Origin of the sequence: Streptosporangium sp. NBC_01639 (assembly GCF_045209755.1) — a bacterium.
Lineage (GTDB): Bacteria > Actinomycetota > Actinomycetes > Streptosporangiales > Streptosporangiaceae > Streptosporangium.
In genome coordinates this window covers 2038558-2060442 of sequence record NZ_CP109272.1, presented here as the reverse complement: position 1 = coordinate 2060442, position 21885 = coordinate 2038558, and the positions used below count along the sequence as shown (strand labels likewise).

Below are 21885 nucleotides of genomic sequence, written 5' to 3'. Positions count from 1 at the left end.
GGTCTTCGCCGGTATTGTCGCGAACTACGAACGATCGTGCTCCAATAAGATCACGGAACTAAGGTATGAAACCTGAGCTTTATCCTGCGAATATGCGGCGTTGGCTCGGGGTTGTGATTGCTGTTGTAGTTGTCATGGGTATTACCGGTTGCACGCCTGCCATAGGCGGGATGACTGGAGTGAGTGTTGACGCGGAGGGTCATCCGATCATCGTTCTGGCGTGGTGTGACGGTGCGACTCCTGACGGTGTGATCGTTTACCACGACGAGGATACCTCGGGGGTGCCAGATGTCGGTATCTCAGGTGAAAGTTCCGCCCTCCCGAGCATTACATCGTCGACTAAGGTTGTCGATGATGTGCGTTTCAGCGCGCCATCTCTCGATGGGCAGAGCGCTTCAGTCCGCCTTGACGTACCAACCGATGGTTGGACTGTGCAACCGAGACCGTTCGTCATGGTGCCGGGGGTTGAGTATCACGCGTTCGGTGGCAGGCGCGACAACAATTTCAGTACCGCTCATGTCAGTTTCACTGTTGGTGATATCGCAAAGCTCAAGCCTGGAGTGGTTCTTCTCCAGCAGTACGACGAGAAGGCAACGCCGGGAGGCGACTGGGTTGATGTAACGATCTCCCAGGAGGAGTTTGACCGCCAAGGCCAGGAGCGATCCAGCTGTGCAGGAAACTGAGAAGACGCCGATCCGGCAAGGCAAATCGGGATGGAAAGTGGCGCGGCATCTACTGAGGCGATCTCAGTGGGATCAACTTGGAAGGTTGGAATTTGATCTCGCTAGAGTGGTGCTGGAGTACATGAAATGATGGGCGACATGGGTGAGTTGATCGCATTCTTGCGCAATCGTATCGACGATGACGAGCAAGAATGGCGTACTCCACCTCGAAAACTGAGATCGATATCTTCAAGGATGCTTGGCGACGTCGAGGCGAGACGACGGATAATTGACCGCATCTCCGGTGGTGATCAGACCCATGATGACCTGCTGGTTTTAATGGGGCTCGCCACGCGTTACTTCGACCACCCCGACTATCGGCGAAAATGGTGGACGTATCCAGATGAGTAAATAGTCACGAAAGATCAATTTGAAAGCCGCTGAGTTTGCCTTACTTCTAAATGACAGAAGAGGCTTCGCGAGCCGATTGTCATTTCTGATGTCGCCGCAGGTCGCGATCGTGCGGAATCGTAACCCGATCTACAGTAAGCCTTTTTCATCCTCGTACCCCGGACGTCCTGAGCCCGGTCGGCAGGGGACGGATCGGATGGGATCGCAGGATGGCCTGCCAGATAGTGCTTCTTGCCTCCTCGCGAAGGAAGTCACCCTGCTGGGCTGCGGCAACAGGCTGGAAAAGACTTGATCTCTTTCTACGTCGATAACCTGGCCGTGATCGCCTCAGCAGGGCCAGGTGGACGCACTCACCTCGAAGGTGTCATCCGAGTCCGGGTCGAACCGTACTTCGAGGCTGACCTCTGCGTCTTTGACCTCCTTGACCATGCATCTCGGCTTGTCGGCGGAGCCCTCGGTAGGGAGGAGCTTCCAGCCGTTGCGCAAGGCGAGGTCTCGATAGAAGGACTCAATGTCCTTGGGCGAGCTGTGCTGCCCCGAAAGGCGGTAGGAGCGGCCGACGGTGGCATGGTGGTCGTCAGTGTCAGGGCACTCGCGGTCGCGCTCTCCGTCCAGGGCCACACCGGCCGGGGTGGCATCCGGGACGTCGAACGACGTCAAAGCGGATTCGACCCTGTCGTAGTTCTCGTCGCAGGCCCTCCGATGCTCCCAGCCTCCGGAGATCAGGGGGGCGGCGAGACCGGCCACCACCAAGGAGCTCGCCACCACCATCAACGAACAACTGAGCATCCTTTTCATGATCAAGACCATAGCGGCCTCAGCGACGTTGCGTAATGAATCTTTTCGTCCCCGAGTGACGGTCTGTCCGGTCACATCACGATCGCGAGTGCGGCGTTCGCCTAATGACGCAAAGAAGCTCCTGGTAAACGGGCCGATGAGGATGAAAAAGGCTCAGTGTGTGTCGCCTCCTGAGGTTTCCAGGCAACCGCCTGGTTCCGCCTCTCCATTCCCTGATACGCCCTCATGAAGATCATTTGTTGAGAAGTGCACGCCCTTCGGGCAATCCGACCGTGCACTTCTCAACAAACGATCACTGGTCGGCGGGCCCGCACCTCCATCCGATCCCTCCTCTCTACGGCGGTCGGCCCTGCACTGGTCGGAGAGGAACGCGTCAGCTACGGTGATCGACTCTGAACGGCCCGCACGGATCGCTTCAGCATCGGCGAGATCCATGGGCGGCCGGAAAGCAAGCAACTGCGGTCCGCACGCCGTACGGCGAGACAGCCTGGCGCGGAGGTGGGTGGGTGTTCCGGCCGGCTTATAAAAAACCGTAACCACCGCGCCCGTCAGGCCGGAGGCCTGAAAAACGAGACGGTCACTGCGACGGCCGGCCGGAACACCCACCCACCGCAGCGCGAACGGCGAACCCCCCGAACACCCGCCCCAGCGAGAACGCCGGTAAACCCTCAGTCCGAAACACCCATAGCGCGTACAGTGAACGCCGCATCAGCGGCACCGCCGAAGCAGATGACACCCTGTTTCCCCAGCGCCCGCCAAGCCTTCCAACTGCGCTGCGGTGTCGGCGATCTGGACGGCGTCCGGACCAGCAAAGAGATCGTGTACGGCATCACCGGCCTGCCCGCCGAAGCGGCCGGGACCGCTCATCTCCACCACTGTGAACGGGCGCACCCGGGGAGGTGGAAAACCGTCTCCAGTGGGTTCGTGACATGGCATTCCGGGATGATAGTTCCCAGGCCAGGACAGGAACTCACCCCTCGGTAGCCTCGTCTCCGCGTCGCGTTCTCCAACGCCAAGATCAAGCGGCCACTACGTATGGCCGGTACCGCACTGCTGGCCCGGCGCGTTCTCATCGGTCGTATCGAGATGAGTGAGGCCGATGTCCGGGGTAAGGGGGATCGGGTCCGCGGACATCGGCCTGTGAGGGTCCACGCCCGGCACGGGGGAACCGTACGTGGACCGGTCATGGGGGGACGGGCGGTCAGTGACCGCCGCGAGGCTCCTGCGGGAGGCTGGTGATCAGGAGGTACGGAGGCTCGGTGGTGCGCGCGGGGCTTTTTTCTGAGGGGAGAGCAAGCTCGGCGGTGATGCCAGGACCGGTGGCGGGAGATACCGGCTCCGCGCTGACACTCTCGGGATTGGGAGCGAGCAGGGGGAACGGAGTCAGGAATTCGACGTGGCGCATCTGGTCCAGTAGCTCCTGGATGTCCCCGGCTTCGAGTGGCTCGGGGGCGTCGGTGATCCAGAGAGGGAAGGCCCAGAACCGTCGGGCCCAGCAGCGCCAGAGGACGACCCAGCCGGGGTGACGGGACTCCAGGTCACCGGCGTCGGCGGCGGCGTTGTCCAGAATCCTCACGTGCTCCGGGCTCTCAGGGGTGGCGCGTCCCGGGCCTGCTCTGCGGCGGCGACGACCACCGCGTCGGAAAGGATCTCCTTCGGGCCTGACCATGAAAACCACCAGCCTTCTCACTGTGTCGTAAAGGCGTTTTCGGATGGAGTCGGTGAATGGCGGTCTTGAAGTCGGTGCGCGGGCCGTACCTTTGAAGCACCTGGCCGACCGGGTCATTGCGGTACGGCGAACCAGATCACTTTTCCGCCGCAGCCTTGTGCTCCTGCGAGTTTCAAATGGCGTATGCCGCAGTCTCCCTGGGAGAGCGCGACGACGGCGAGGAGGCCGCGCCCATGTTCAAGCGCTGTGAGTTCGGTGGAGTCGATCTCGCCCAGCGTCACCTCGGGGATCGGACTGCTGGGCAGGAGCACCGTCTTGCAGTCGCCGTCGGCGAACTCCACGACGGTACGGCGATGCGTGTGGTAGACCCGCAGCTCATAGGGCGGGCAGGCGTGAGCTTCCGCGTTGCTGGCGACCTCGTTGACCATGAACAGAGCGTCATCGAGGTTGTCGAACTTGGCGGGTAGCGCGATCAGCGCCGTTTTGAGCAAGCGTCTGGCCTGACGCGCGAGCGGAGCCTCCACGGTCAGGGGCCATAAGAGAATCGCGGTGTGGGCAGAGCGGCGGCGACGCTGGCCGCTCTCGGCTGTGGACGGGATCATCGCCGTCTTCCCTTCGAGGTGGGCAGGCATGAAGGCACTCGCGCGTCTCACACCACATGGAGAAACTGTGACGATGTCGCTACGGAAAGTGCTGGACGGCTATCATTATGCGGAACTTCCCTACTCCGCAATGACTCATTGATGAGAATTCTCAAACTCGCGACTGTCTTACGAGGATGAATTCCAAAGAATTCATGACAGTAACGGACATAGAGGTGATGAAATGCGGTACAGCTTGTCAGTCCGCGGACGCAGGTTGCTGAGAGAACTGCGCGCCATCCGCGAATCGCGTGGCCTGTCGCCCGAACAGGTCGCCAAGCGACTGGGCTGGTCCCGATCGAAGATCTATCGCGTGGAAAACGGCGAGAGCCGCCTGATCCTCGAAGACCTCGAACTGCTCCTCAACGTCTACGGGGTGCCCTCGCCGCAGGCGGAAGCGCTCGGCAAACTCTGCCGGGAGGCATGGAAGCGCGGTTGGTGGCTGGCCTACAGCGACATGTACAAAGGGGGCTCGTACTTCGTTCTGGAAGACGACGCCTCAGCGATCACGTTCGTCGCCCACAACATCCCTGGACTGCTGCAAACCCCTGAGTACGCTCACGCTCTGATCGCGGAGACCTTGTTGGACGGATCTGATCAGGAGATACGTCGACGTGCTGAGACGCGCGTCGCCCGCCATCAGATTCTCGGCCGTGCCAACGCACCTCGGATCACCGTCATCCTGGACGAGGCCATCCTGTGGCGAGCCGTCGGCGGGACCGAAGTCGCCCACGCTCAACTCGACCACCTGATCGGTGTCGCAGCCCATCCGGAGATCACCGTTCACGTCATCCCTTTCAATGCGGGAGGTCATCCGGGCCTGGATGGGGAATTCACCATTCTGGATTTTCCCGACAAGGAGGACCCTCCTGTGGCCTATCAGGAGGGTCTGTTCGGAGATATCTTCGTGGAGGCGCCCGAAGACGTCGCCCGTTACTACCGGGCCGCCGATACCGCACGCGAAAGAGCCCTTGTCCACGACGATTCGGTGGCGCTGATCAAGGACGTGAGGAAGGCGACACGATGACCGGCGAGCAGGAATGGATCACCAGCAGCTACAGCGGCAGCGGCCAGCAGTGCGTTCAGATGAAGCCGACACCGTCCGGAGTCACCGTTCGCGACTCCAAGAATCCGGACGGCGCATGGCTGTCGTGCACTTCTGAGGCCTGGCGGTCACTGGTGGCCGCAGCCAAGGACGGCGTCTACGATCTGCCCGCGCACGTGCGGGAAGCACCATCTCGGCCGGCGAAACCAGCCTTTGGAGACCTTCGCCTGATGACAGCCAGGTGGCTGCCCGTTCCCCGTCGAGACGATGGGCACCTGTCGATCGCGTTCGTTGACGACCACGTGGCGATGAGGCTCTCCCCAAGGCCTGAGACGCTCGTCTTCACCCCGGGTGAATGGGACGCGTGGCTGTGCGGGGCCAGAGACGGAGAGTTCGACCGTCTTGCTCCTGTGCTTTGTGCGGAGGATTAGCCAAGGTGTTGCCGCTGCTCCTCGCCATCGCCAAGGAGCCCTGATGGACGAGACCCCTCAGAAGGCTCCGTCCTTCTCCAGCGCGAAGAACCAGATGGCCCCAAGACCGATGTTCCAGTCCGGCTCGTATGTGCCGGTGCGGACCGTGGTGTTGTCGATGATCCGCAGGTGCCCGGTGAACGCCTCGGCGCCGGAGGCCGGAATCCGTCACCAGCGCATGTGGACCTGTTCGGCCCAGCCGAGCAGGCCGTCCACCTCGATCGGAGACCCGCCGGCGGGGCGGATGACGCCGGAGTAGTGGCCGAAGCACTGGTGGGTGTCGTTGAGGATCAGACCGGTATCGGTCCGGTCGGCGCGTTCGTGGAACGGGGTGAAGGTCAGCTCGACCCGATCGGATCCGGGGGTCCGGACCGTCCAGGGGCCGAGGAAGTCGGAGTATCCCCAGTCGAGCTCTTCACCGATCTTGGTGAGCCGGCCGTCCACGCACAGCGCGTTCTCGGTCATCCCGGTACCGACGGTCCACTTGCCGCCCAACTGCAGGCCCACCGTGTGCCCGCCGGTGTATCCCGAGGCCGCGCCCCAGTTCCACAGGGTGTCGTACGGCCAGCGTCCCCGGCCGTGGTCGAGGACTCCCCAGCCGCCGGTGAAGTCGATCGCGGTCGAGCCGATCCGGACGGTGCCCTCGGCGGGGCGGGCGGTGTGCTTGGAGGTGTACTGGAAACGGCGCCCGCTCCACGGGACGACCACGCTGAGCGTTTCGTGCCCGGGTGGGAGGGCGACCAGAAGATCCGCTTCCAGCGGCCCGTCAGGGGTGGCGCACCGGGCCGTCAGGCGGGTGCCGCTCTCCTCCTGCCGGATCCCGACGGTCACCGCGCCCCGTACGGTCACGTCCCCGTCGCCGAGACTCTGCGGCAGCCGCACGCCGCGAGCGAGAGGGATCATGCTGGTTCTGGCGAGCTCGCGGCCGCCGTACTCCAGGAAGTAGACGCTGTTGAGGCCCAGGTAGTCGATGTCGCTGACGGTGATGGCGATCAGGTGCGTCGGTGTCGTGACGCACCAGTACTCCCAGCGTTTGGTCCGGCCCCAGCCACGCAGGTTGCAGCGGTGCAGCGGTGTCCGCGACCAGCCGACGGCCGCCGGGTTGAGCCGCCCGCCGGGAGTGCACAGATCGGTCGGCGCGGTGATCTCCCGCTCGTGGGTGGACGCCTCGTGAGTGGACATGGGCCGCAGCCTAACCGGATGCGGCCGGCGGTCGACAGCATCCGGTGCCGTGCGTGAGAGGCTGCCGAAGCAGGCTCGGATTCGCGGTGGCCGTCGGCTCAGCGCCCGGCGGGGGTGATGGCGGAGATCTGCGTGGCGAGCGCGGCCAGATGCGTGAGCGAGGAGTCGGCGGCGGCGTCGGGGACGGCGACGATGACGTGGTCGATGCCCAGGGCGGCCAGGTCGCCGCAGCGCTGGACACTCTCCTCGACACTCTGGCCGTCGGGGATGCGCATGTGGAGGGTCTTCTCGATCTCCTCGTAGGGCCGCCCCAGCCGTGCACAGTGAGCGCGCAGCACACCGAGTTTGTGCGGCACGTCGGCGCCGTACAGGAAGTTGCAGGCGTCGGCGTACTCGGCGACGAGACGGAGGGTCTTCTTCTCACCGCTGCCGCCGATCAGGATCGGCGGGCGTGCCTGGGGCGCGTTGAGCGTACGCTCCAGCCGGTAGTGCCGGCCCTCGTACGGCTTGTCGTCATCGCTCCACATCTGCTCGGCGATCTGGAGCGTCTCCTCCAGCCGCTCGAACCGTTCGGCCAGGGAAGGGAAGCGGAGGCCGAGACCGCGGGCCTCCTGCTCGTACCAGCCGGCGCCGATGCCGAGGACGGCGCGTCCACCGGAGAGCGCGTCCAGGGTGCTGACCTGTTTCACCAGCAGGCCGGGCTCGCGGTAGACGGCGCCGGTGACGAGGGTGCCCAGCGTGACCCGGCTGGTGAGGGCGGCGGCGTAGGACAGCGCGCCGTACGCCTCCAGCATCGGATCCTCCACGGCGCCGAAGTTGGGGATCTGGAAGAAATGGTCCATCACCCACAGACTGTGCAGCCCCGCTTCGTCGGCGCCGCGGGCGACGGCCGCGAACCGCCCGGCGATGGCGGAGTCACCGCCGGTCCAGGTGAAGCGCGGGCAGGTCAGACCGAGTTTCATCGAATCTCCTTGATCGGGTGGGCATACCGGCCGCAGGATGACGCGCCACTGCGGCTGCGGGCATGAAAAAACCCTCTCGACCGGGTTGCTGGACCCGAGGCCGAGAGGGCGTCGTAGGAATGATTATCTCATGGGCTGCGCGCGACACCCGCTTGAGGCTTGGCGGCCGTGACGAAACCGAGCAAGGCGGAACCGGATGCGTTGGTCGAAGAGGCCACCGTCTCGGCCAACGCCGTACCCAGGCCTTGGCGGCGAACCGTCGCCGGAGAAGGTCATCAAGGGCAAGGCGCTGTGTTGCATCGTCTGTGACGGACGACTGCTGGCGAACGCCCATGTCCTCCAGTCGGGGCAAGGCGCCCTACTGGGCCTGCTCTCCACCTGATCCCGATGATGCCGGCCGAGGTAGATCAACCGATGAGCAGCGGTGTCGTTGCTCGCGGGTGGCTCGGTCCGGTTACCGTGGGAGAGGTGGATGAGAACCGGGCACGGCGGGTCGTCGACACGTTGCGCGAGCGCGGCATAGACGCTCACCTGGCGAGAGTCGGCGTCTATCAGTTCGGAGTGCGGGTGCTGCTGCCCGGAGGGCGTGAGGCGGACTGGGACACCGACGGCACCGCGGGTCTCGAAGCGCAGGTGATGCGGAACGGGATGCTGGTCGGGTTCGTGCCGGTGATCGAGGGGTCGGAGGACTTCGACGAGCAGCAGGTCGTGGACGCCATCGCGCGGACCGACTACGACCGGCCCATCGCCCGGCAGCACGCGGTGGCGCCGCCGCCGGCCGAGCCGCTGCCCCGCCTGGGCGGGCTCTTCCGTCGCTTCCTCGACGGCTTCCGCTATCGGTGACGGCCGCCTCCGTGCCATGAGTGCGACGCCGAGGTGATCAAGCCGAGGCCGCCGACCGCAGGGCCGACACCAGCAGACGGCCCGGATACTCACGCAGCCGGGGGTGGGCGCTTCGGTGATGGCGGTTCCCGCCGCGGCTCGTCGGCGGCTTGCCAACGGTAGTGGGCGTCGGGGAGGTGCTCCTCGTTGCCGCCGCCGTCTCCCAGCGCCATCGGGGTGAAGCCGTACCGCTCGTAGAAGCGCCGGGCGCCGGTGTTCCGCTGGAACACGTGCAGGTCGAGCAGGTGGGGCCGGGCCTTCTTGGCCTGGGAGAGCAGGGCCGCGCCGAGGCCGTGGCCCTGGGCGTCCGGGGCGACGTACAGGTGCTCCAGCCACTGGCCGTCCAGTGCGGCGAACCCGGCGATCCGGCCGTGCCGTTCGGCCACCCACACCTCGTGCCGGGCGACCACGACACCGGCGATCCAGGCCCTGGTCTCCTCGTCGGTGTGCAGGCGCGGCAGGTAGGTCATCTGGCCGCGTGCGGCCAGGAAGACGTCCGCGATCCGTTCCGCGTCGCCGCGCCAGGCCCGGCGCACGAGCGGCAGCGCGTCGTGCGCCACGAGCTCGGCCATCTTGTGCAGCCGCAGGAAGTAGGTGAACGCCTCATGGAAGGACCGGGGATGGCCGAGCCGTACGGCACGCAGGTCGGCCAGGCAGTTTCGCAGGATGCCCCGATGGTCGGGATGCAGGGATCCGCCCCGGCGCAGGTAGGTCCATACGCAGCCCGCGACGACCGAGTCCAGCACGGCCAGATCGGCCTTGTCCACGGACGGCACCTCCGGGAAGGGCAGCCGTTCGTGCCGGGCCCACAGGGCCTGGACCGTCTGGTGCATCGCCTCGTGCGCGTCCGGTCCCGGCCAGCGCCAGCCGTGCCGGTAGTGGTGCTCGGCGGCGGACACGGTGCGGCGATCACGCTTCTCCGCCGTACGGCGCAGCGCGAACGCCGTCGTCTCCGCCAGCCGAGCCTCCCTGCTGGTCTCCAGGATGTCCAGCGCGCGGAGCAGGGCGACCTCGTCCGTGCGCACCCGCCCGGCGCGGCCGGTGATGTAGTCCCAGGTCGCGTTGTAGCCCAACGGCATGTAGCGCTCGACCGCGCATCTGAGAGCTGTGTGGCGCCGGCCGTACGGAAGATCCTGATTCCGGACCTGGCGCGCGTAACTGCCGAAGCTCATGATCCCGCTTGGGGGATATCGCGGGCGCTCGGATCAGGGCATGGCATTGCCATACAGTGCCATGTCCGGATGTGAACGGGCCAGTGGATATCGCGGCGTCCCCACGCTCCTCCGCTGCCGGTCCGGCCGTCGGTCAGAGCCAGAAGGTGTCGTGGCGGAAGTAGAAGGCGGCCAGCTCCTCGTCACTGGGACGGCCGGAGACGGCGAAGTCCGCCAGACCTTCGAAGTAGCCCTCGCGGGGAGCGCCCGGGGCGAAGTGCAGCAGCATCGAGGCGGGCTCGCCCGACTCGTTGCGGAACGCGTGCACGCCGCCCTCGGGGACGTGCACGAAGTCACCCGGCTTGGTGTCGATCCAGCGGGTGCCGTCGTAGATCCGCACGGTCCCGGTGAGGATGAAGAACGACTCGGAGATCGACCGATGGAAGTGCTGGTCGGGGCCGCTGGGCTGCGGTCCCATCTCCCAGCGGTAGAGACCGAAATTGCCGTTGGTGGAGGCCCCCGTCGCCAGATAGTGCACCGTGTTGCCGGTCTGGTAGGTCAGCTCGGGTTCATGGGCGGCCGGGCGGTAGGTCGCATTGATTTCACCCTTGTCGCCGAAGTAGATCGGATCCGGATATGTCATGATCTGCCCTCTCACCTGCCTGGTACCCGCGTTTCCCGGGCTCCGTACGGCGCGGCCGGGAGCGCCACGACCTTCTCGGGAACACCGGCCCGGGGGTGACCAGGCGCACCTGCTCACCCCTCGGCGCCCCGAGCATGTCGCGGCGCCCGGCCGGCACCTCGGCCGATCCTGCCAGCTCCGGGCGGTCGTCCGCCAGACTCACCCGGTGAGGAACTCCCTCAACGAGGGAACCTCCCAGTCCACACGGTGAACTCCGGCCCCCCCAGAGCGGGGAGCACGTCAACCGGCCAGCACCTCCACCGTGCCGCGCTCGCCGTCGACCCGGATGCGGTCGCCGTCCCGTAGCCGCATGGTCGCGTTGCCGGTGCCGACCACGGCCGGGATGCCGAGCTCGCGCGCGACGATCGAGGCGTGGGAGAGGGGAGCGCCCATGTCGGTCACCACGGCGGCGGCGCGGGGGAACATCGGGGTCCAGCCGATGTTGGTCAGCGTCGTCACCAGGATCTCGCCGGGAGCGAGCCGGTCGCCGTCCTCGGGTCCGGCGATGACGCGGGCGACACCCTCGACGACGCCGGGCGCGCCGGGGAAACCGGTCACCGTGTCGCTCACCGGCGCGCTGCCGCCCCGCGCGTCGAAGATGTCGCCGCGCCGGTCGGGATCGGCGGCCCAGCGGACCGGGTCGAACCGGCCGACGATCAGCGTGGGGTAGGCGGGCAGGGCCGCGTAGCGCTCGTGGGTGGCCCGCCGGACCGCTACCCGTGCGAGCGGGGTGCCGTCGCCGCGCAGGACGGCGAGGATCTCCTGGATCGACAGGAAGAACAGGTCGTCACCGTGCCCGGTCAGCTCTCCGGCCCGCTGGACGAAGGCGCGCAGCGCCCAGAAGGCCCGGACCACCTCCGAGCGGGTGCTCTCCCGGTCGCGGACGATCGCGTTCCACCGCCGCACCTGCTCGCGCGTCTTCGCCGCCTTACCGGGATGACGCCGCTCGAACCGCTCCCAGGCCGCCTCGCCGGCCTCCCGCTGGCGGGCGAGCAGCGTGTCCGCCTGGTGCCGGGTGTCGGTCATGGCCGCGAGCTGCGCGTCGATCCACTCCGGGTCCTCGCCGGGACGGGGGAGGGAGACCTCGAACTCGTGCGCGCCGCGGTGCCCGTAGGTGCGGGCGAACGCCTCCCGGTCGATCTCACCCCTCGCGAGCTTCCCCAGGCCGACGATGGGCCCGAGGCTGGCCAGCTCTCCGTCGGCGTTGGCCCCGGTGAGCATCGCCTCGGCGTCGGTCTCGCCCGCCAGCTTGCGCAACCTGTCACGGGTCAGGACCAGGGCGGCGCCGCCCTGCCGCCCGGCGGCCTCCAGCATCTGGCAGGCCTCGACGAAGTGCGGCAGCAGCTCCCGCTCCCACAGCGTGGTCAGCTCGTCCGCCGTCGTGGCCGCGGCGGCCCGCTCGCGCAGCGTCGTGCACCGCCGCTGTGCCGTGGCGAGGAAACCGGGCATCTTCGCGACGTTGGCCGCCACCCGTCTGCGCAGGCTGAAGACGAGCGGCAGCACGCTCTTGGCGACCTGCCAGCGTGAGGCGGGCAGCAGCGGCACGTCCAGACCGGGCGGGAGTTTGCCGAAGACCTGCTCGATCGCGCCGAGCCTGCTCCCCATGCCCATCGCCTTGGCGATCGAGAACGCGATGCTCAGGTTCATGTAGAAGCGGCCGCCGATGTTGCCGACCAGGTTGAAGCCGGGCATGGCGGAGGTGGACATGGCCTCGCGGATGAAGATCTGGACGAGGGACCAGGTGCAGGGGGTCATCACGTCGGGGATGGCCTCACCGAGGTTCGCGCCGGTCCACAGGTAGTCGCCGGTCAGGCTGTCGTTCCACTCCTCGACCTGCTGCCTGAGCCGGGTGATCGGGCGGGCCTGCACGATGAAGAAGGTCCCGTCGTGCACGGCCCACTCGACGTCCATGGCCGTGCCGTACAGTTCCTCGATCTCCGTGCCGAGCCGTGCGAGCCGTACGGCCTGCGCCCGGTCGAGCACGCGGCGGTGACGCAGTTCCTCGGGCACCGGCTCCTCGTGGGTGCCGCCGGGCGTGCGGACCGTCATGACGGCCTTGTCGCCCACGTGCTCCTCGACGACGTCGCCGCCGGCCTTGCCGACGACGACGGTGTCGGGCGTCACCTGCCCGCCGACGACGGCCTCGCCGAGGCCCCAGGAGGCGTTGATCACGACGCGGTCGCGCGCGCCGGTGACCGGGTCGGCGGTGAACAGGATGCCCGCCGCGTCGGCGGGCACCAGCTCCTGGACGACCACCGCCAGCGCCACGTCGCCGTGCGGCACGCCGTTCCCGGCCCGGTAGGCGATGGCGCGCGCGGTCCAGAGCGAGGCCCAGCAGCGCCTGACCGCGTCCAGCAGGGCGTCGCCGCGGATGTTGAGGTAGGTGTCCTGCTGCCCGGCGAACGACATGTCGGGAAGGTCCTCGGCGGTGGCCGACGACCGTACGGCGACCGGCACGTCGTCGCCGAGCTTGGTGTAGGCCGCGAGGATCTCCTCGGCGGTCTCCCGCGGCATCTCGTGCTCGGCGAACAGCGCCGCGATCCGCGGGGCGGCCTGCTCCGGCGGCAGGTCCGAGACGGCGCGCAGAACCTCGTCGTGCAGGCCGCCGGTGCGGACGAAGTCCCGGTAGGCGTCCGTGGTGACGTGGAAGCCACCGGGGACCGGCAGGCCCGCGCGGGCCAGCCGGGCCAGCGAGCTGCCCTTGCCACCGGTCAGGGCGAGGTCGGCCGCCTCGTCGGGGAGGGGGAGGACGTTCACTTCACATTCTCCTCAGAGCCGAGGGACGCACGCAGCTTCTGCTGCGCGCGCTCCACGGCGAAGTCCACGAAATCCAGGGTCGCCCGCGCGATCGCGCGGGCGTTCTCCGCCGTCATCGGGCCGTCGGTCTCCATCGTGCGGCTTCCGGCGTCGGCGAGCAGTTCCACCAGCCGTTCGTTGGACGGCCGGTACTCCTCGGGCATCATCTGCGGCACCAGAAGGAACCCGTACAGGACGGAGACGAGTGCGGTCACGTGTTCGGCGGGTGAGAGGTCGGTTCGCAGGGCGCCGTGCCTGAGCAGCGCACCGAGGTAGGTCTCGAAACCGTCGCGCAGGCCGATGCCGGCGCCGTCCCGCTTCATCCGGGTGAGCTTGCCCAGCACCTCCGAGTCGCCGAGCAGGACCGCTCTCACCAGGGGTCTGTTCACGATCTCGAAGGCCAGTAGTCCGAGCAGGTCGCGCAGCGTGCCGGGGCTTTCCTCGACGCGCCGCCGCACCTCGTCAAGCATCTCGACCCGCTCCCGGCGCAGCAGCGCGGCGAACAGCTCCTCGCGCGTTCTCCAGTGCAGGTAGATCGTGCCCTTGGCGACTCCGGCCCGCCGGGCGATGTCCTCGATGGTGGTCTTGTCGTAACCCCAGCGCAGGATCAGGTCCGTCGCGGCGTCCAGGATACGGTGCGCCCGCTCCAGGTGGTGTGCGACGTCCTTGGGTGGCCGCCCCGCCTTTCTGGCCTGTGGCTTCATGGCTCCGCGTCCCACCGTCCATCAAAACTTGACCAAATGAATTTATTTGGTCATTTAATTGATAGCACACCATTGGGCAGGAGTACCAGGGAGGGGCGTCCGGTGCCGGTCAGGACGCGCCGCCGCGCCGGAGGACTCAGCGCAGCACGCAGGACAGAACTCAGGGCAGGACCCGGCGCAGGGATCAAGGCAGGGCTCAGCGCAGCACGAGCACGCTCCCGGCGCGGGGGATCAGCTCACCGATCACCGGGGCGCCGGGGAGTTCCCCGGCGACGAGCAGCCCACCGGAGGTCTGCGCGTCGGCGAGCAGCAGGCGGGTCTCCTCGTCGGTCCGCCCGAAGTCGGTGTGCGGCGCCACCCAGTCCAGGTTCCGGCGCGACCCGCCGGGGACGTATCCGTCCCGTGCGGCCTCACGTGCCCCCGCGAGATACGGTACGGCCGCCGTGTCGACGACCGCCGTCACCCCGGAGGCCCGGGCCAATTTGTAGAGGTGGCCGAGCAGCCCGAAGCCGGTCACGTCGGTGGCGCACGCGATGCCTGCCTCGACGGCGGCCCGGCCCGCGGCGGCGTTCAGCCGGGTCATCGTCTCGACCGCCTCGGGGAAGCTCTCCCCGGTCGCCTTGTGCCGGTTGTTGAGCACACCGAGACCGAGGGGTTTGGACAGGCTGAGCGGCAGGCCGGGACGGCCGGCGTCGTTGCGGAGCAGTCGGTCGGGATCGGCGACACCGGTCACCGCCATGCCGTACTTGGGCTCGGGGTCGGTGATGCTGTGCCCCCCGGCGAGATGGCAGCCGGCCTCGGCGGCGACGACCGCGCCGCCGCGCAGCACCTCGCGGGCGAGGTCGTAGGAGAGGGTTCCGGTGGGCCAGCAGAGCAGGTTGAGCGCGACCAGAGGGCGTCCGCCCATCGCGTAGACGTCGGAGAGCGCGTTGGCGGCGGCGATCCTGCCCCAGTCGAAAGGGTCGTCGACGACGGGGGTGAAGAAGTCCACGGTGCTCACGACAGCCACGTCGTCCCGGATGCGGACCACCGCGGCGTCGTCCCCGGTCTCCAGGCCGACGAGCAGTTCGCCGGGGGCGTGGCGGGGCGGTGTGACGCCGAGCCCGGCGAGGGTCTGCTCCAGCTCACCCGGCGGGATCTTGCACGCGCATCCGCCGCCCTGGGCGTACTGCGTCAGTCGTCGTTCCATCGGTGCCCCTCGTGGGAAGTCGGGTGTGCACGGCGCCGGTGGTCCGGCCGCTGTGCGGATCCTTCCCCGTCCACCCGCGTGCCACCATGACGGGACGCGGGCCGTCCGGTCGCGGGGTGCCGGCAAGGTTGGCCCCACCAGCCGCCATCTGTGGCATTTCCGCAGTTGGAGGCCGCTGGCGACACGGTATTCCTGCACTGCTTGCCCGGGTACCGATGGGGCTGGACTCACACGTGTCTGTCGCGAGCCTGCCGGGGGTGGGTACCAGCGGTCATCGAGCCTTCAGGGCGCAGTCGGAGTGCGGCAACGATGAGCAGGATGATCGCGAGGCGCGTGGTCTTGCGGCGACCGGGAACCGGGCCGGGATGAATGCGGCTGCGATTCGGAGGGGCTTCGGTTCCGCCCTGCGGGTCGGAAGGGTATCGGTGCGACGAGCGCCCCCTCTGACGTGCGAGTTCCGGAGTCGGTCTGCCAATCGTGATCGGCGGAACATCCATCCCGAGCCAGACCGATGCCAATCTGTGCCAATATGGCTTGTTAGTGGCATCACGGTGTGCCATAGTGATGCCATGGACTTGACCCCGTATGTGGCCTCCCTCGGTCGCGAGCTGCTGACCGCCGTCGAGACCGGTGATGGTGACGCCAATGTGCTGATCGAGCGATTGACCGTGTCGATGGAGCCGGCGATCCGGCTCACCCTGCTCGAGGTGTTGTCGGCGGCTGCCGACGAGATCACCCGAGACCTGGCTCCCGGTTCGGTCCAGGTGCACCTGCGTGGACGTGACCCGAACTTCGTCGTGACGGTTCAGCAGACGGAGCAGCCATTCCAGGACACCCCGGATCTGGGCGCGGTGCCGGCTGACGACGCCGCGGCGCGCTTCGAGGACGGCCCAGTGACACGGATCAACGTCCGCCTCCCGGAACAGCTCAAGGCCGCGATCGAGGAGGCGGCAGGCAAGGAAGGCCGCTCGCTCAACGCCTGGCTGGTGCGGGCCGCCTCGACCGTACTGCGCGCCACGGAGCGCGACCACGGCTCCGACCGGCGAGGCAAACGCAGCGCGCAGCGTTACACCGGCTGGGCTCGCTAGCCACGCCGACACCCAGAACCACTTTCTTCGTACATCCCCGACCAGCGGGGATGTACTTCCGACCCATTCCGAGGAGATAGCCATGCCTGTTTTCGCTACGCCTGAACCGATTTTCGCCACGATTGAGCTCTCCGTCGGTGACGTGCAGATCATCGCGAGCGATCGGACCGACACCGTCGTCGAGGTGCGGCCGAGCGATGAGACCGACGCGTCCGATGTGGACGCCGCGCAGAAGACGCGCGTCGAGTACGCCGACGGCACGTTGACGGTCCGTGGGCCGAAGACCCGCATTGCCGACTTCTCCAAGAAGACCAGGTCGGTCGACGTGCTGATCGAACTTCCCACCGGCTCGCACGTGCACGCGGACCTGTCGGCAGCGGACCTGCGCGGCGTCGGCACACTGGGGGAGTGCCGGCTCAAGGCGTCGGTCGGGCATTTCCGCCTCGACCGGACCGGACCGCTACGACTGGGCACCTCCGGTGGCGACATCACCGTCGAAACAGTCGCGGGCAACGCCGATGTCTCCACCGGCGCCGGGCGCGTGCACATCGGCGAGATCGGCGGCACCGCCGTCATCAAGAACTCCAACGGCAAAACCGACATCGGCACTGTCGCCGGCGAGCTGCAGGTGCGCTCGGCCAACGGCGACATCTCCGTCGGCCGGGCCGACGCCATGGTGGAGGCCAAGACCTCCAACGGAACCATCCGCGTCGGCCAGGTCACGCGCGACACCGTCACGCTACGCACCTCGACCGGCCACCTCGAAATCGGTGTCGCCGCCGGCACCGCCGCATGGTTCGACCTGAACACCTCATACGGGCGGGTGGAGAACTCGCTGGAGGGTCTCAGCGAAGCACCGGAGAAGTCCGAGCAGACCGTCGAAGTCCACGCGCACACGTCGTTCGGCGACATCACCGTCCGCCGTTCCTGACCAGATCTCGAAAGGGGTCTCATGACCATGCCGTCCCAATCTGCGATCACGGCGACCGGACTGCGCCGATCGTACGGCGACCACGTCGTGCTCGACGGCGTCGACCTGAACGTCCCGCATGGCACCGTTTTCTCGTTGCTCGGCGCCAACGGCGCCGGCAAGACCACCACAGTCAAGATCTTGTCCACCCTGATCCGCGCAGACGGGGGCAGCGCGCGGATCGCGGGTCACGACCTGTCCGCCGAGCCGGACGCGGTGCGTGCCGCGATCGGCGTCACCGGCCAGTTCTCGGCGGTCGACAACCTGCTGACCGGTCAGGAGAACCTGACCCTGATGGCTGATCTGCACCGTCTCGGCCGGAAGGCGGGCAGGCGCAGGACCGCCCAGCTGCTCGAACAGTTCGACCTCGTCGATGCAGCCAAGAAGACGGCGGCGACCTACTCCGGCGGGATGCGGCGGCGGCTCGACCTCGCGATGACGCTGGTCGGCTCACCGCAGGTGATCTTCCTCGACGAGCCGACCACCGGGCTGGACCCGCGTAGCCGCCGCGCCATGTGGCAGATTGTGCGGGAGCTCGTGGCGGGTGGCGTCACCATCTTCCTCACCACCCAGTACCTGGAGGAGGCCGATGAGCTCGCCGACCGGATCGCGGTGCTCGACCACGGGAAGATCGTCGCCGAGGGCACCGCGGACGAGCTCAAGCGGCGCATTCCCGGCGGCCACGTCCTGCTGCGGTTCGCCGACGAGCGTGACCTCCAATCCGCCGCGCGCGCCGTGGGCCGGGTGTCTGGCGACAGCGACACGCTCGTCTTGCGTGTATCGCACGACGGCAGCCTCAGGTCGCTGAAGGCGCTGCTCGACCGGCTTGACCAGAACGCGGTCGTGGTCGACTCGCTGAGCGTGCACACCCCCGACCTCGACGACGTCTTCCTCGCTCTCACCGGCAACAAGGAGAAGGTGACCGCACGATGAGCACTGTGTCGTACGCCCTGACCGACTCGGCGACGATGCTTCGCCGCAACCTCAAGCGCATGGCGCGCTACCCGTCCATGACACTGATGCTCATCGGCATGCCGATCGTCTTCCTGCTGTTGTTCGTCTACGTCTTCGGCGGCACGCTCGGCGCCGGGCTCGGCGGCGTCTCCGGCGGACGTGCGGAGTACGTCAACTACGTCACCCCCGCGATCATCCTGATGACGATCACCGCCGCGGTCCAGGGCACCACCATCGCGATCGCCATGGACATGACCGAGGGCATCGTCGACCGGTTCCGCACCATGGCCATCGCCCGCGTGTCCGTCCTGACCGGACACGTCATCGGCAGCCTCATCCAGACGATGCTCAGCATCGCGGCGGTCATCGGCGTCGCGCTGCTCATCGGCTTCCGGCCGTCGGCGGGGCCCGGCGACTGGCTCGCCCTCATCGGTGTCCTGGTGATGATGAGCTTCGCCTTCATCTGGCTGGCGGTCGCGCTCGGTCTGGCCAGCAAGACCGTCGAGGCCTCGAGCAACGTCGGTATGCCGCTGCTGCTGCTCCCGTTCCTGGGCAGCGGGTTCGTCCCGACCGACTCGATGCCCACCGTGCTGCGCTGGTTCGCCGAGTACCAGCCGTTCACGCCGCTCATCGAGACCCTGCGCGGCCTGCTGCTGGGCACGCCGATCGGGAACAACGCCGTCATCGCGGTCGGCTGGTGCGCCGTCATCGCGCTCGGCGGCTACCTCTGGTCGAAGAAGCTGTTCAACCGCGAGTCCACCCGCTAAGCCACACCTGAGCCAAGGAGAAACGATGCAGCACCAACAGATTTCGCCGGTCGACTCACTGCCCGTCACCCGCCCCGAGGGTTGCCCGTTCGATCCGCCACAGGAACTGGGCCGGATCCGTGAGGCGAACCCGATCACCAGGCTGACCTATCCCGACGGGCACGTCGGCTGGCTGGTCACCGGCCATGCCTCAACCCGCGCGGTCCTGGCCGACACCCGGTTCAGCTCCCGGTACGAGCTCATGCACTTCCCGCTGCCGATTCCGGGCGTCACCGAGTTGCCGCCCGCGCCGGTCGGCGATCTCACCGGGATCGACGCGCCCGAGCACACCCGCTACCGCAAGCTGCTCACCGGCAGGTTCACCGTGCGCCGGATGCGGGTGCTCACCGAACGCGTCGGGCAGATCACCGCCGAGTACTTGGACGCCATGGAGAACCACGGTCCGTCCGTGGATCTGGTCGAGGCATTCGCCCACCCTGTCCCGGCGATGATGATCTGCGAACTGCTCGGCGTGCCGTACGAGGACCGCGTGACCTTCAACCGTCATGCGAAGGCGCTGACCTCCTCGGACACCTCCCAGGAGGAGATGTACGCGGCCTGGAACGCGCTGCAGGAGTACATGTATGGACTGGTGCAGGCCAAACGCGCGAACCCCACCGACGACGTGCTCAGCGAGCTGACCGCGAGCGGCCTGAGCGACGAGGAGGTCGCCGGCCTCGGCGCGTTCCTGCTCGGTGCCGGGCTCGACACCACCGCCAACATGATCGCGCTCGGCACCTTCGCCCTGCTGAGCCACCCGGACCAGCTCGCCGCACTGCGCGCCGACCCGAGCGGCGTGGACCGGGCGGTGGAGGAACTGCTGCGCTACCTGACCATCACGCACACCAGCATCCGGGCGGCGTTGGAGGACGTCGAGCTGGACGGACACCTGATCAAGGCGGGCGAGACGGTCACCCTCGCGGTCCAGACCGCCAACCGCGACCCGGAGAAATTCCCCGACCCGGACGCCCTCGACCTGAGCAGGCAGGCCACCGGGCACCTGGCCTTCGGCCATGGCATCCACCAGTGCCTCGGCCAGCAGTTGGCCCGAGTCGAGATGCGGGTCGCGCTGCCCGCGCTGTTCGGCCGGTTCCCGACCCTCCGCCTGGCCGTCCCGGCCGAGGACGTTCCGTTGCGCCACAACATGAACATCTATGGCGTGCACCGGCTCGAGGTCACCTGGGACCAGGAATAGCCGCCCGGAATCGTTCGACGCCTGGGGAGGCGATTACTCCGTCTCCCTCTCCCAGGTGGTCGTCACGGCGATCGTGCTAGTCCAGCGGGTCGGCGACCGGGCACTGGAAGAACGGTACGCGCCCGGCCGGTGGGGGTGGCCGCCGCGGGCTGCACGGGACTGCTCGCGGTGCTCACCTGGCAGCCCGGACGGAGCGTCGGCGGTAGGGGATTTCCTGATTGCCGTGTCGGGAGATTCTGCGGGGGAACGTGACCTGATATGACACCCCCTGTTCCCGAAGCCGGACCGGTCTCCCTCAAAAGGGCCATCGGTCCCAAGCTCCTCATCCTCTTCATCGTCGGTGACATCCTCGGCACCGGCGTCTACGCCCTCACCGGCAAGGTGGCGGGCAAGGTCGGCGGCGCCCTGTGGGCGCCGTTCCTGATCGGGTTCGTCATCGCGCTGCTGACCGCGATGTCCTACGTCGAACTCGTGACGAAGTATCCCCGGGCGGCCGGCGCCGCCCTCTACACCCAGCGTGCCTTCCGGACGCCGTTCCTGACGTTCATGGTGGCCTTCGCGGTCATGTGCTCCGGGCTCACCTCGGCGAGCGCGGCGGCTCGCGCCATCGGGGGCGACTACCTGGAGGAGTTCGTCACGATTCCCGCCGTCGTCGTGGGCGTCATCTTCATCGTGGCGGTCGCGCTGCTGAACTACCGGGGCGTCTCGGAGTCGGTGAAGACCAACATCGTGTTCACGATCATCGAGCTGACCGGGCTCGCAGTGATCATCGCCATCGGCGTGTACGCGGTCGTCACCGGTGCCGGCGAGCCGGCCCGGCTGACCGAGTTCCGCACCGACCAGGGAGGCGGCCTGCTCCTCGCGCTGCTCGGCAGCACGGCCCTGGCCTTCTTCGCGTTCGTCGGATTCGAGGACTCGGTGAACATGGCCGAGGAGACCCAGGACCCCTCGCGCAACTTCCCCCGGGCGATCTTCCTCGGGGTGGCGATCACCAGCGTGATCTACATCCTCGTCGCCCTCACCTCCTCGCTCCTGGTCGACTACCGGGTTCTGGAGAAGTCGTCGGGACCGCTGCTGGAGGTGGTCAAGGCCGGTGGGATCAGCTTCCCGCCCCAGCTGTTCGCGGCGATCGCCATGTTCGCGGTGGCCAACTCCGCGCTGATCAATATGATGATGGCCTCCCGGCTGGTGTACGGCCTGGCCGGCGAAGGGGTGGTGCCACGCGCGCTGGGCTGGGTCGATCCGCGCCGCCGTACCCCGGTGGTCGGCATCCTCTTCACCACGGCGCTCGCCATCGCCCTGATCTCGACGGGGGAGATCGCCGGCCTCGGCGACACCACCGCGTTCCTGCTGCTGTGCGTCTTCGTGGTCGTGAACGTGGCCGTCCTCGTGCTCCGCAAGGACACCGTGGAACACGCGCACTACCGGGTGCCGACGGCCCTGCCCGTGATCGGCGCCGCCTTGGCCTTCGTCCTTGCCAGCCCCCTGACGGGCCGGCCCGCGGAGGTCTACATCCGGGCCGGTGTCCTGATGGGCATCGGCCTCCTGCTGTGGGTGGTCAACTGGTTGGTGACCCGCCGCCAGGTGCCCGCCGGGTGACCGGGTGACCGGGTGCCGTGGCATGTCAC

The 21885-nt window shown here is 67.6% G+C and carries 21 protein-coding genes; 11 read left to right on the top strand and 10 right to left on the bottom strand.

Annotated features, from left to right (window positions below; genetic code table 11):
* Positions 1–65: 65 nt before the first annotated feature.
* Together OHA77_RS09180 and OHA77_RS09175 are read left to right on the top strand one after the other, a co-directional pair.
* Entirely contained in the window at positions 66–683 is a 618-nt protein-coding gene (locus tag OHA77_RS09180; RefSeq protein ID WP_406317419.1) for a hypothetical protein, read from the top strand.
* A gap of 138 nt (positions 684–821) precedes the next feature.
* On the top strand, positions 822–1073 hold the full coding sequence (locus tag OHA77_RS09175; protein WP_326821062.1) for a DUF6221 family protein: 252 nt from the start codon (positions 822–824) through the stop codon (positions 1071–1073).
* 327 nt (positions 1074–1400) lie between these two features.
* On the opposite strand, the gene OHA77_RS09170 is transcribed toward OHA77_RS09175, so the two are convergent.
* From OHA77_RS09170 to OHA77_RS09160, 3 genes are all read right to left on the bottom strand, one after another.
* Complete coding sequence (locus OHA77_RS09170; RefSeq protein WP_406317417.1) at positions 1401–1871, bottom strand: hypothetical protein; 471 nt, start codon at positions 1869–1871, stop codon at positions 1401–1403.
* 1201 nt (positions 1872–3072) lie between these two features.
* Entirely contained in the window at positions 3073–3447 is a 375-nt protein-coding gene (locus OHA77_RS09165) for a hypothetical protein (RefSeq protein WP_406317416.1), read from the bottom strand.
* Positions 3448–3653: 206 nt separating this feature from the next.
* Positions 3654–4172: a hypothetical protein gene (locus OHA77_RS09160; protein WP_406317414.1), complete on the bottom strand. Its 519-nt coding sequence runs from the start codon at positions 4170–4172 to the stop codon at positions 3654–3656.
* Positions 4173–4398: 226 nt separating this feature from the next.
* On the opposite strand from OHA77_RS09160, the gene OHA77_RS09155 reads away from it, so the two are divergent.
* Positions 4399–5208 (top strand): helix-turn-helix domain-containing protein, encoded by an 810-nt coding sequence (locus OHA77_RS09155; RefSeq protein WP_406317412.1) that lies wholly within the window; start codon positions 4399–4401, stop codon positions 5206–5208.
* Complete coding sequence (locus tag OHA77_RS09150) at positions 5205–5657, top strand: DUF397 domain-containing protein (RefSeq protein ID WP_406317410.1); 453 nt, start codon at positions 5205–5207, stop codon at positions 5655–5657. Before OHA77_RS09155 ends, OHA77_RS09150 begins: the two co-directional genes overlap by 4 nt.
* A 207-nt stretch (positions 5658–5864) precedes the next feature.
* On the opposite strand, the gene OHA77_RS09145 is transcribed toward OHA77_RS09150, so the two are convergent.
* Together OHA77_RS09145 and OHA77_RS09140 are read right to left on the bottom strand one after the other, a co-directional pair.
* Positions 5865–6878 carry a DUF2804 domain-containing protein gene (locus OHA77_RS09145; protein ID WP_406317408.1) on the bottom strand — a complete coding sequence of 338 codons (1014 nt, stop codon included), beginning with the start codon at positions 6876–6878 and terminating at the stop codon, positions 5865–5867.
* 98 nt (positions 6879–6976) lie between these two features.
* Positions 6977–7840 carry an LLM class F420-dependent oxidoreductase gene (locus OHA77_RS09140; protein ID WP_406317406.1) on the bottom strand — a complete coding sequence of 288 codons (864 nt, stop codon included), beginning with the start codon at positions 7838–7840 and terminating at the stop codon, positions 6977–6979.
* A gap of 468 nt (positions 7841–8308) precedes the next feature.
* Here OHA77_RS09140 and OHA77_RS09135 point away from each other — a divergent pair, with 468 nt between their 5' ends.
* Positions 8309–8683, top strand: a complete 375-nt coding sequence (locus OHA77_RS09135; protein WP_406317405.1) for a hypothetical protein — start codon at positions 8309–8311, stop codon at positions 8681–8683.
* Between the two features lie 89 nt (positions 8684–8772).
* Here the strand turns inward: OHA77_RS09135 and OHA77_RS09130 are convergent, their stop codons facing one another.
* From OHA77_RS09130 to selD, 5 genes are all read right to left on the bottom strand, one after another.
* Positions 8773–9801, bottom strand: coding sequence for a GNAT family N-acetyltransferase (locus OHA77_RS09130; RefSeq protein WP_406317403.1), 1029 nt, complete (start codon positions 9799–9801; stop codon positions 8773–8775).
* Between the two features lie 226 nt (positions 9802–10027).
* Positions 10028–10516, bottom strand: coding sequence for a cupin domain-containing protein (locus OHA77_RS09125; protein WP_406317402.1), 489 nt, complete (start codon positions 10514–10516; stop codon positions 10028–10030).
* A gap of 279 nt (positions 10517–10795) precedes the next feature.
* Positions 10796–13312: a PEP/pyruvate-binding domain-containing protein gene (locus tag OHA77_RS09120; protein ID WP_406317401.1), complete on the bottom strand. Its 2517-nt coding sequence runs from the start codon at positions 13310–13312 to the stop codon at positions 10796–10798.
* Positions 13309–14055, bottom strand: coding sequence for a helix-turn-helix domain-containing protein (locus tag OHA77_RS09115; RefSeq protein ID WP_326821076.1), 747 nt, complete (start codon positions 14053–14055; stop codon positions 13309–13311). Before OHA77_RS09115 ends, OHA77_RS09120 begins: the two co-directional genes overlap by 4 nt.
* Positions 14056–14251: 196 nt before the next feature.
* Positions 14252–15244, bottom strand: coding sequence for a selenide, water dikinase SelD (selD, locus tag OHA77_RS09110; protein ID WP_326821077.1), 993 nt, complete (start codon positions 15242–15244; stop codon positions 14252–14254).
* 569 nt (positions 15245–15813) lie between these two features.
* Between selD and OHA77_RS09105 the strand changes: the two genes are divergently transcribed.
* From OHA77_RS09105 to OHA77_RS09080, 6 genes are all read left to right on the top strand, one after another.
* On the top strand, positions 15814–16332 hold the full coding sequence (locus OHA77_RS09105; protein ID WP_406317400.1) for a toxin-antitoxin system HicB family antitoxin: 519 nt from the start codon (positions 15814–15816) through the stop codon (positions 16330–16332).
* Between the two features lie 82 nt (positions 16333–16414).
* On the top strand, positions 16415–17263 hold the full coding sequence (locus OHA77_RS09100) for a DUF4097 family beta strand repeat-containing protein (protein ID WP_406315083.1): 849 nt from the start codon (positions 16415–16417) through the stop codon (positions 17261–17263).
* Between the two features lie 27 nt (positions 17264–17290).
* The gene (locus OHA77_RS09095; protein ID WP_326821080.1) at positions 17291–18235 is read left to right on the top strand and encodes an ATP-binding cassette domain-containing protein; all 945 of its coding nucleotides are present in this window, start codon (positions 17291–17293) and stop codon (positions 18233–18235) included.
* Positions 18232–19023 carry an ABC transporter permease gene (locus OHA77_RS09090; RefSeq protein ID WP_406317398.1) on the top strand — a complete coding sequence of 264 codons (792 nt, stop codon included), beginning with the start codon at positions 18232–18234 and terminating at the stop codon, positions 19021–19023. The genes OHA77_RS09095 and OHA77_RS09090 overlap by 4 nt, the downstream gene beginning before the upstream one ends.
* Before the next feature lie 25 nt (positions 19024–19048).
* The gene (locus tag OHA77_RS09085; protein WP_326821082.1) at positions 19049–20257 is read left to right on the top strand and encodes a cytochrome P450; all 1209 of its coding nucleotides are present in this window, start codon (positions 19049–19051) and stop codon (positions 20255–20257) included.
* Positions 20258–20515: 258 nt separating this feature from the next.
* The gene (locus OHA77_RS09080; RefSeq protein ID WP_406317395.1) at positions 20516–21856 is read left to right on the top strand and encodes an APC family permease; all 1341 of its coding nucleotides are present in this window, start codon (positions 20516–20518) and stop codon (positions 21854–21856) included.
* The last annotated feature ends 29 nt before the right edge of the window (positions 21857–21885 follow it).

Bases quoted from the DNA above. Each gene is read 5' to 3' on its own strand.
- OHA77_RS09180 (WP_406317419.1), top strand. From the start codon at position 66: ATGAAACCTGAGCTTTATCCTGCGAATATGCGGCGTTGGCTCGGGGTT.
- OHA77_RS09175 (WP_326821062.1), top strand. From the start codon at position 822: ATGGGTGAGTTGATCGCATTCTTGCGCAATCGTATCGACGATGACGAG.
- OHA77_RS09170 (WP_406317417.1), bottom strand. From the start codon at position 1,871: ATGAAAAGGATGCTCAGTTGTTCGTTGATGGTGGTGGCGAGCTCCTTG.
- OHA77_RS09160 (WP_406317414.1), bottom strand. From the start codon at position 4,172: ATGCCTGCCCACCTCGAAGGGAAGACGGCGATGATCCCGTCCACAGCC.
- OHA77_RS09150 (WP_406317410.1), top strand. From the start codon at position 5,205: ATGACCGGCGAGCAGGAATGGATCACCAGCAGCTACAGCGGCAGCGGC.
- OHA77_RS09145 (WP_406317408.1), bottom strand. From the start codon at position 6,878: ATGTCCACTCACGAGGCGTCCACCCACGAGCGGGAGATCACCGCGCCG.
- OHA77_RS09140 (WP_406317406.1), bottom strand. From the start codon at position 7,840: ATGAAACTCGGTCTGACCTGCCCGCGCTTCACCTGGACCGGCGGTGAC.
- OHA77_RS09130 (WP_406317403.1), bottom strand. From the start codon at position 9,801: ATGCCGTTGGGCTACAACGCGACCTGGGACTACATCACCGGCCGCGCC.
- OHA77_RS09125 (WP_406317402.1), bottom strand. From the start codon at position 10,516: ATGACATATCCGGATCCGATCTACTTCGGCGACAAGGGTGAAATCAAT.
- OHA77_RS09115 (WP_326821076.1), bottom strand. From the start codon at position 14,055: ATGAAGCCACAGGCCAGAAAGGCGGGGCGGCCACCCAAGGACGTCGCA.
- selD (WP_326821077.1), bottom strand. From the start codon at position 15,244: ATGGAACGACGACTGACGCAGTACGCCCAGGGCGGCGGATGCGCGTGC.
- OHA77_RS09105 (WP_406317400.1), top strand. From the start codon at position 15,814: ATGGACTTGACCCCGTATGTGGCCTCCCTCGGTCGCGAGCTGCTGACC.
- OHA77_RS09100 (WP_406315083.1), top strand. From the start codon at position 16,415: ATGCCTGTTTTCGCTACGCCTGAACCGATTTTCGCCACGATTGAGCTC.
- OHA77_RS09095 (WP_326821080.1), top strand. From the start codon at position 17,291: ATGCCGTCCCAATCTGCGATCACGGCGACCGGACTGCGCCGATCGTAC.
- OHA77_RS09090 (WP_406317398.1), top strand. From the start codon at position 18,232: ATGAGCACTGTGTCGTACGCCCTGACCGACTCGGCGACGATGCTTCGC.
- OHA77_RS09085 (WP_326821082.1), top strand. From the start codon at position 19,049: ATGCAGCACCAACAGATTTCGCCGGTCGACTCACTGCCCGTCACCCGC.
- OHA77_RS09080 (WP_406317395.1), top strand. From the start codon at position 20,516: ATGACACCCCCTGTTCCCGAAGCCGGACCGGTCTCCCTCAAAAGGGCC.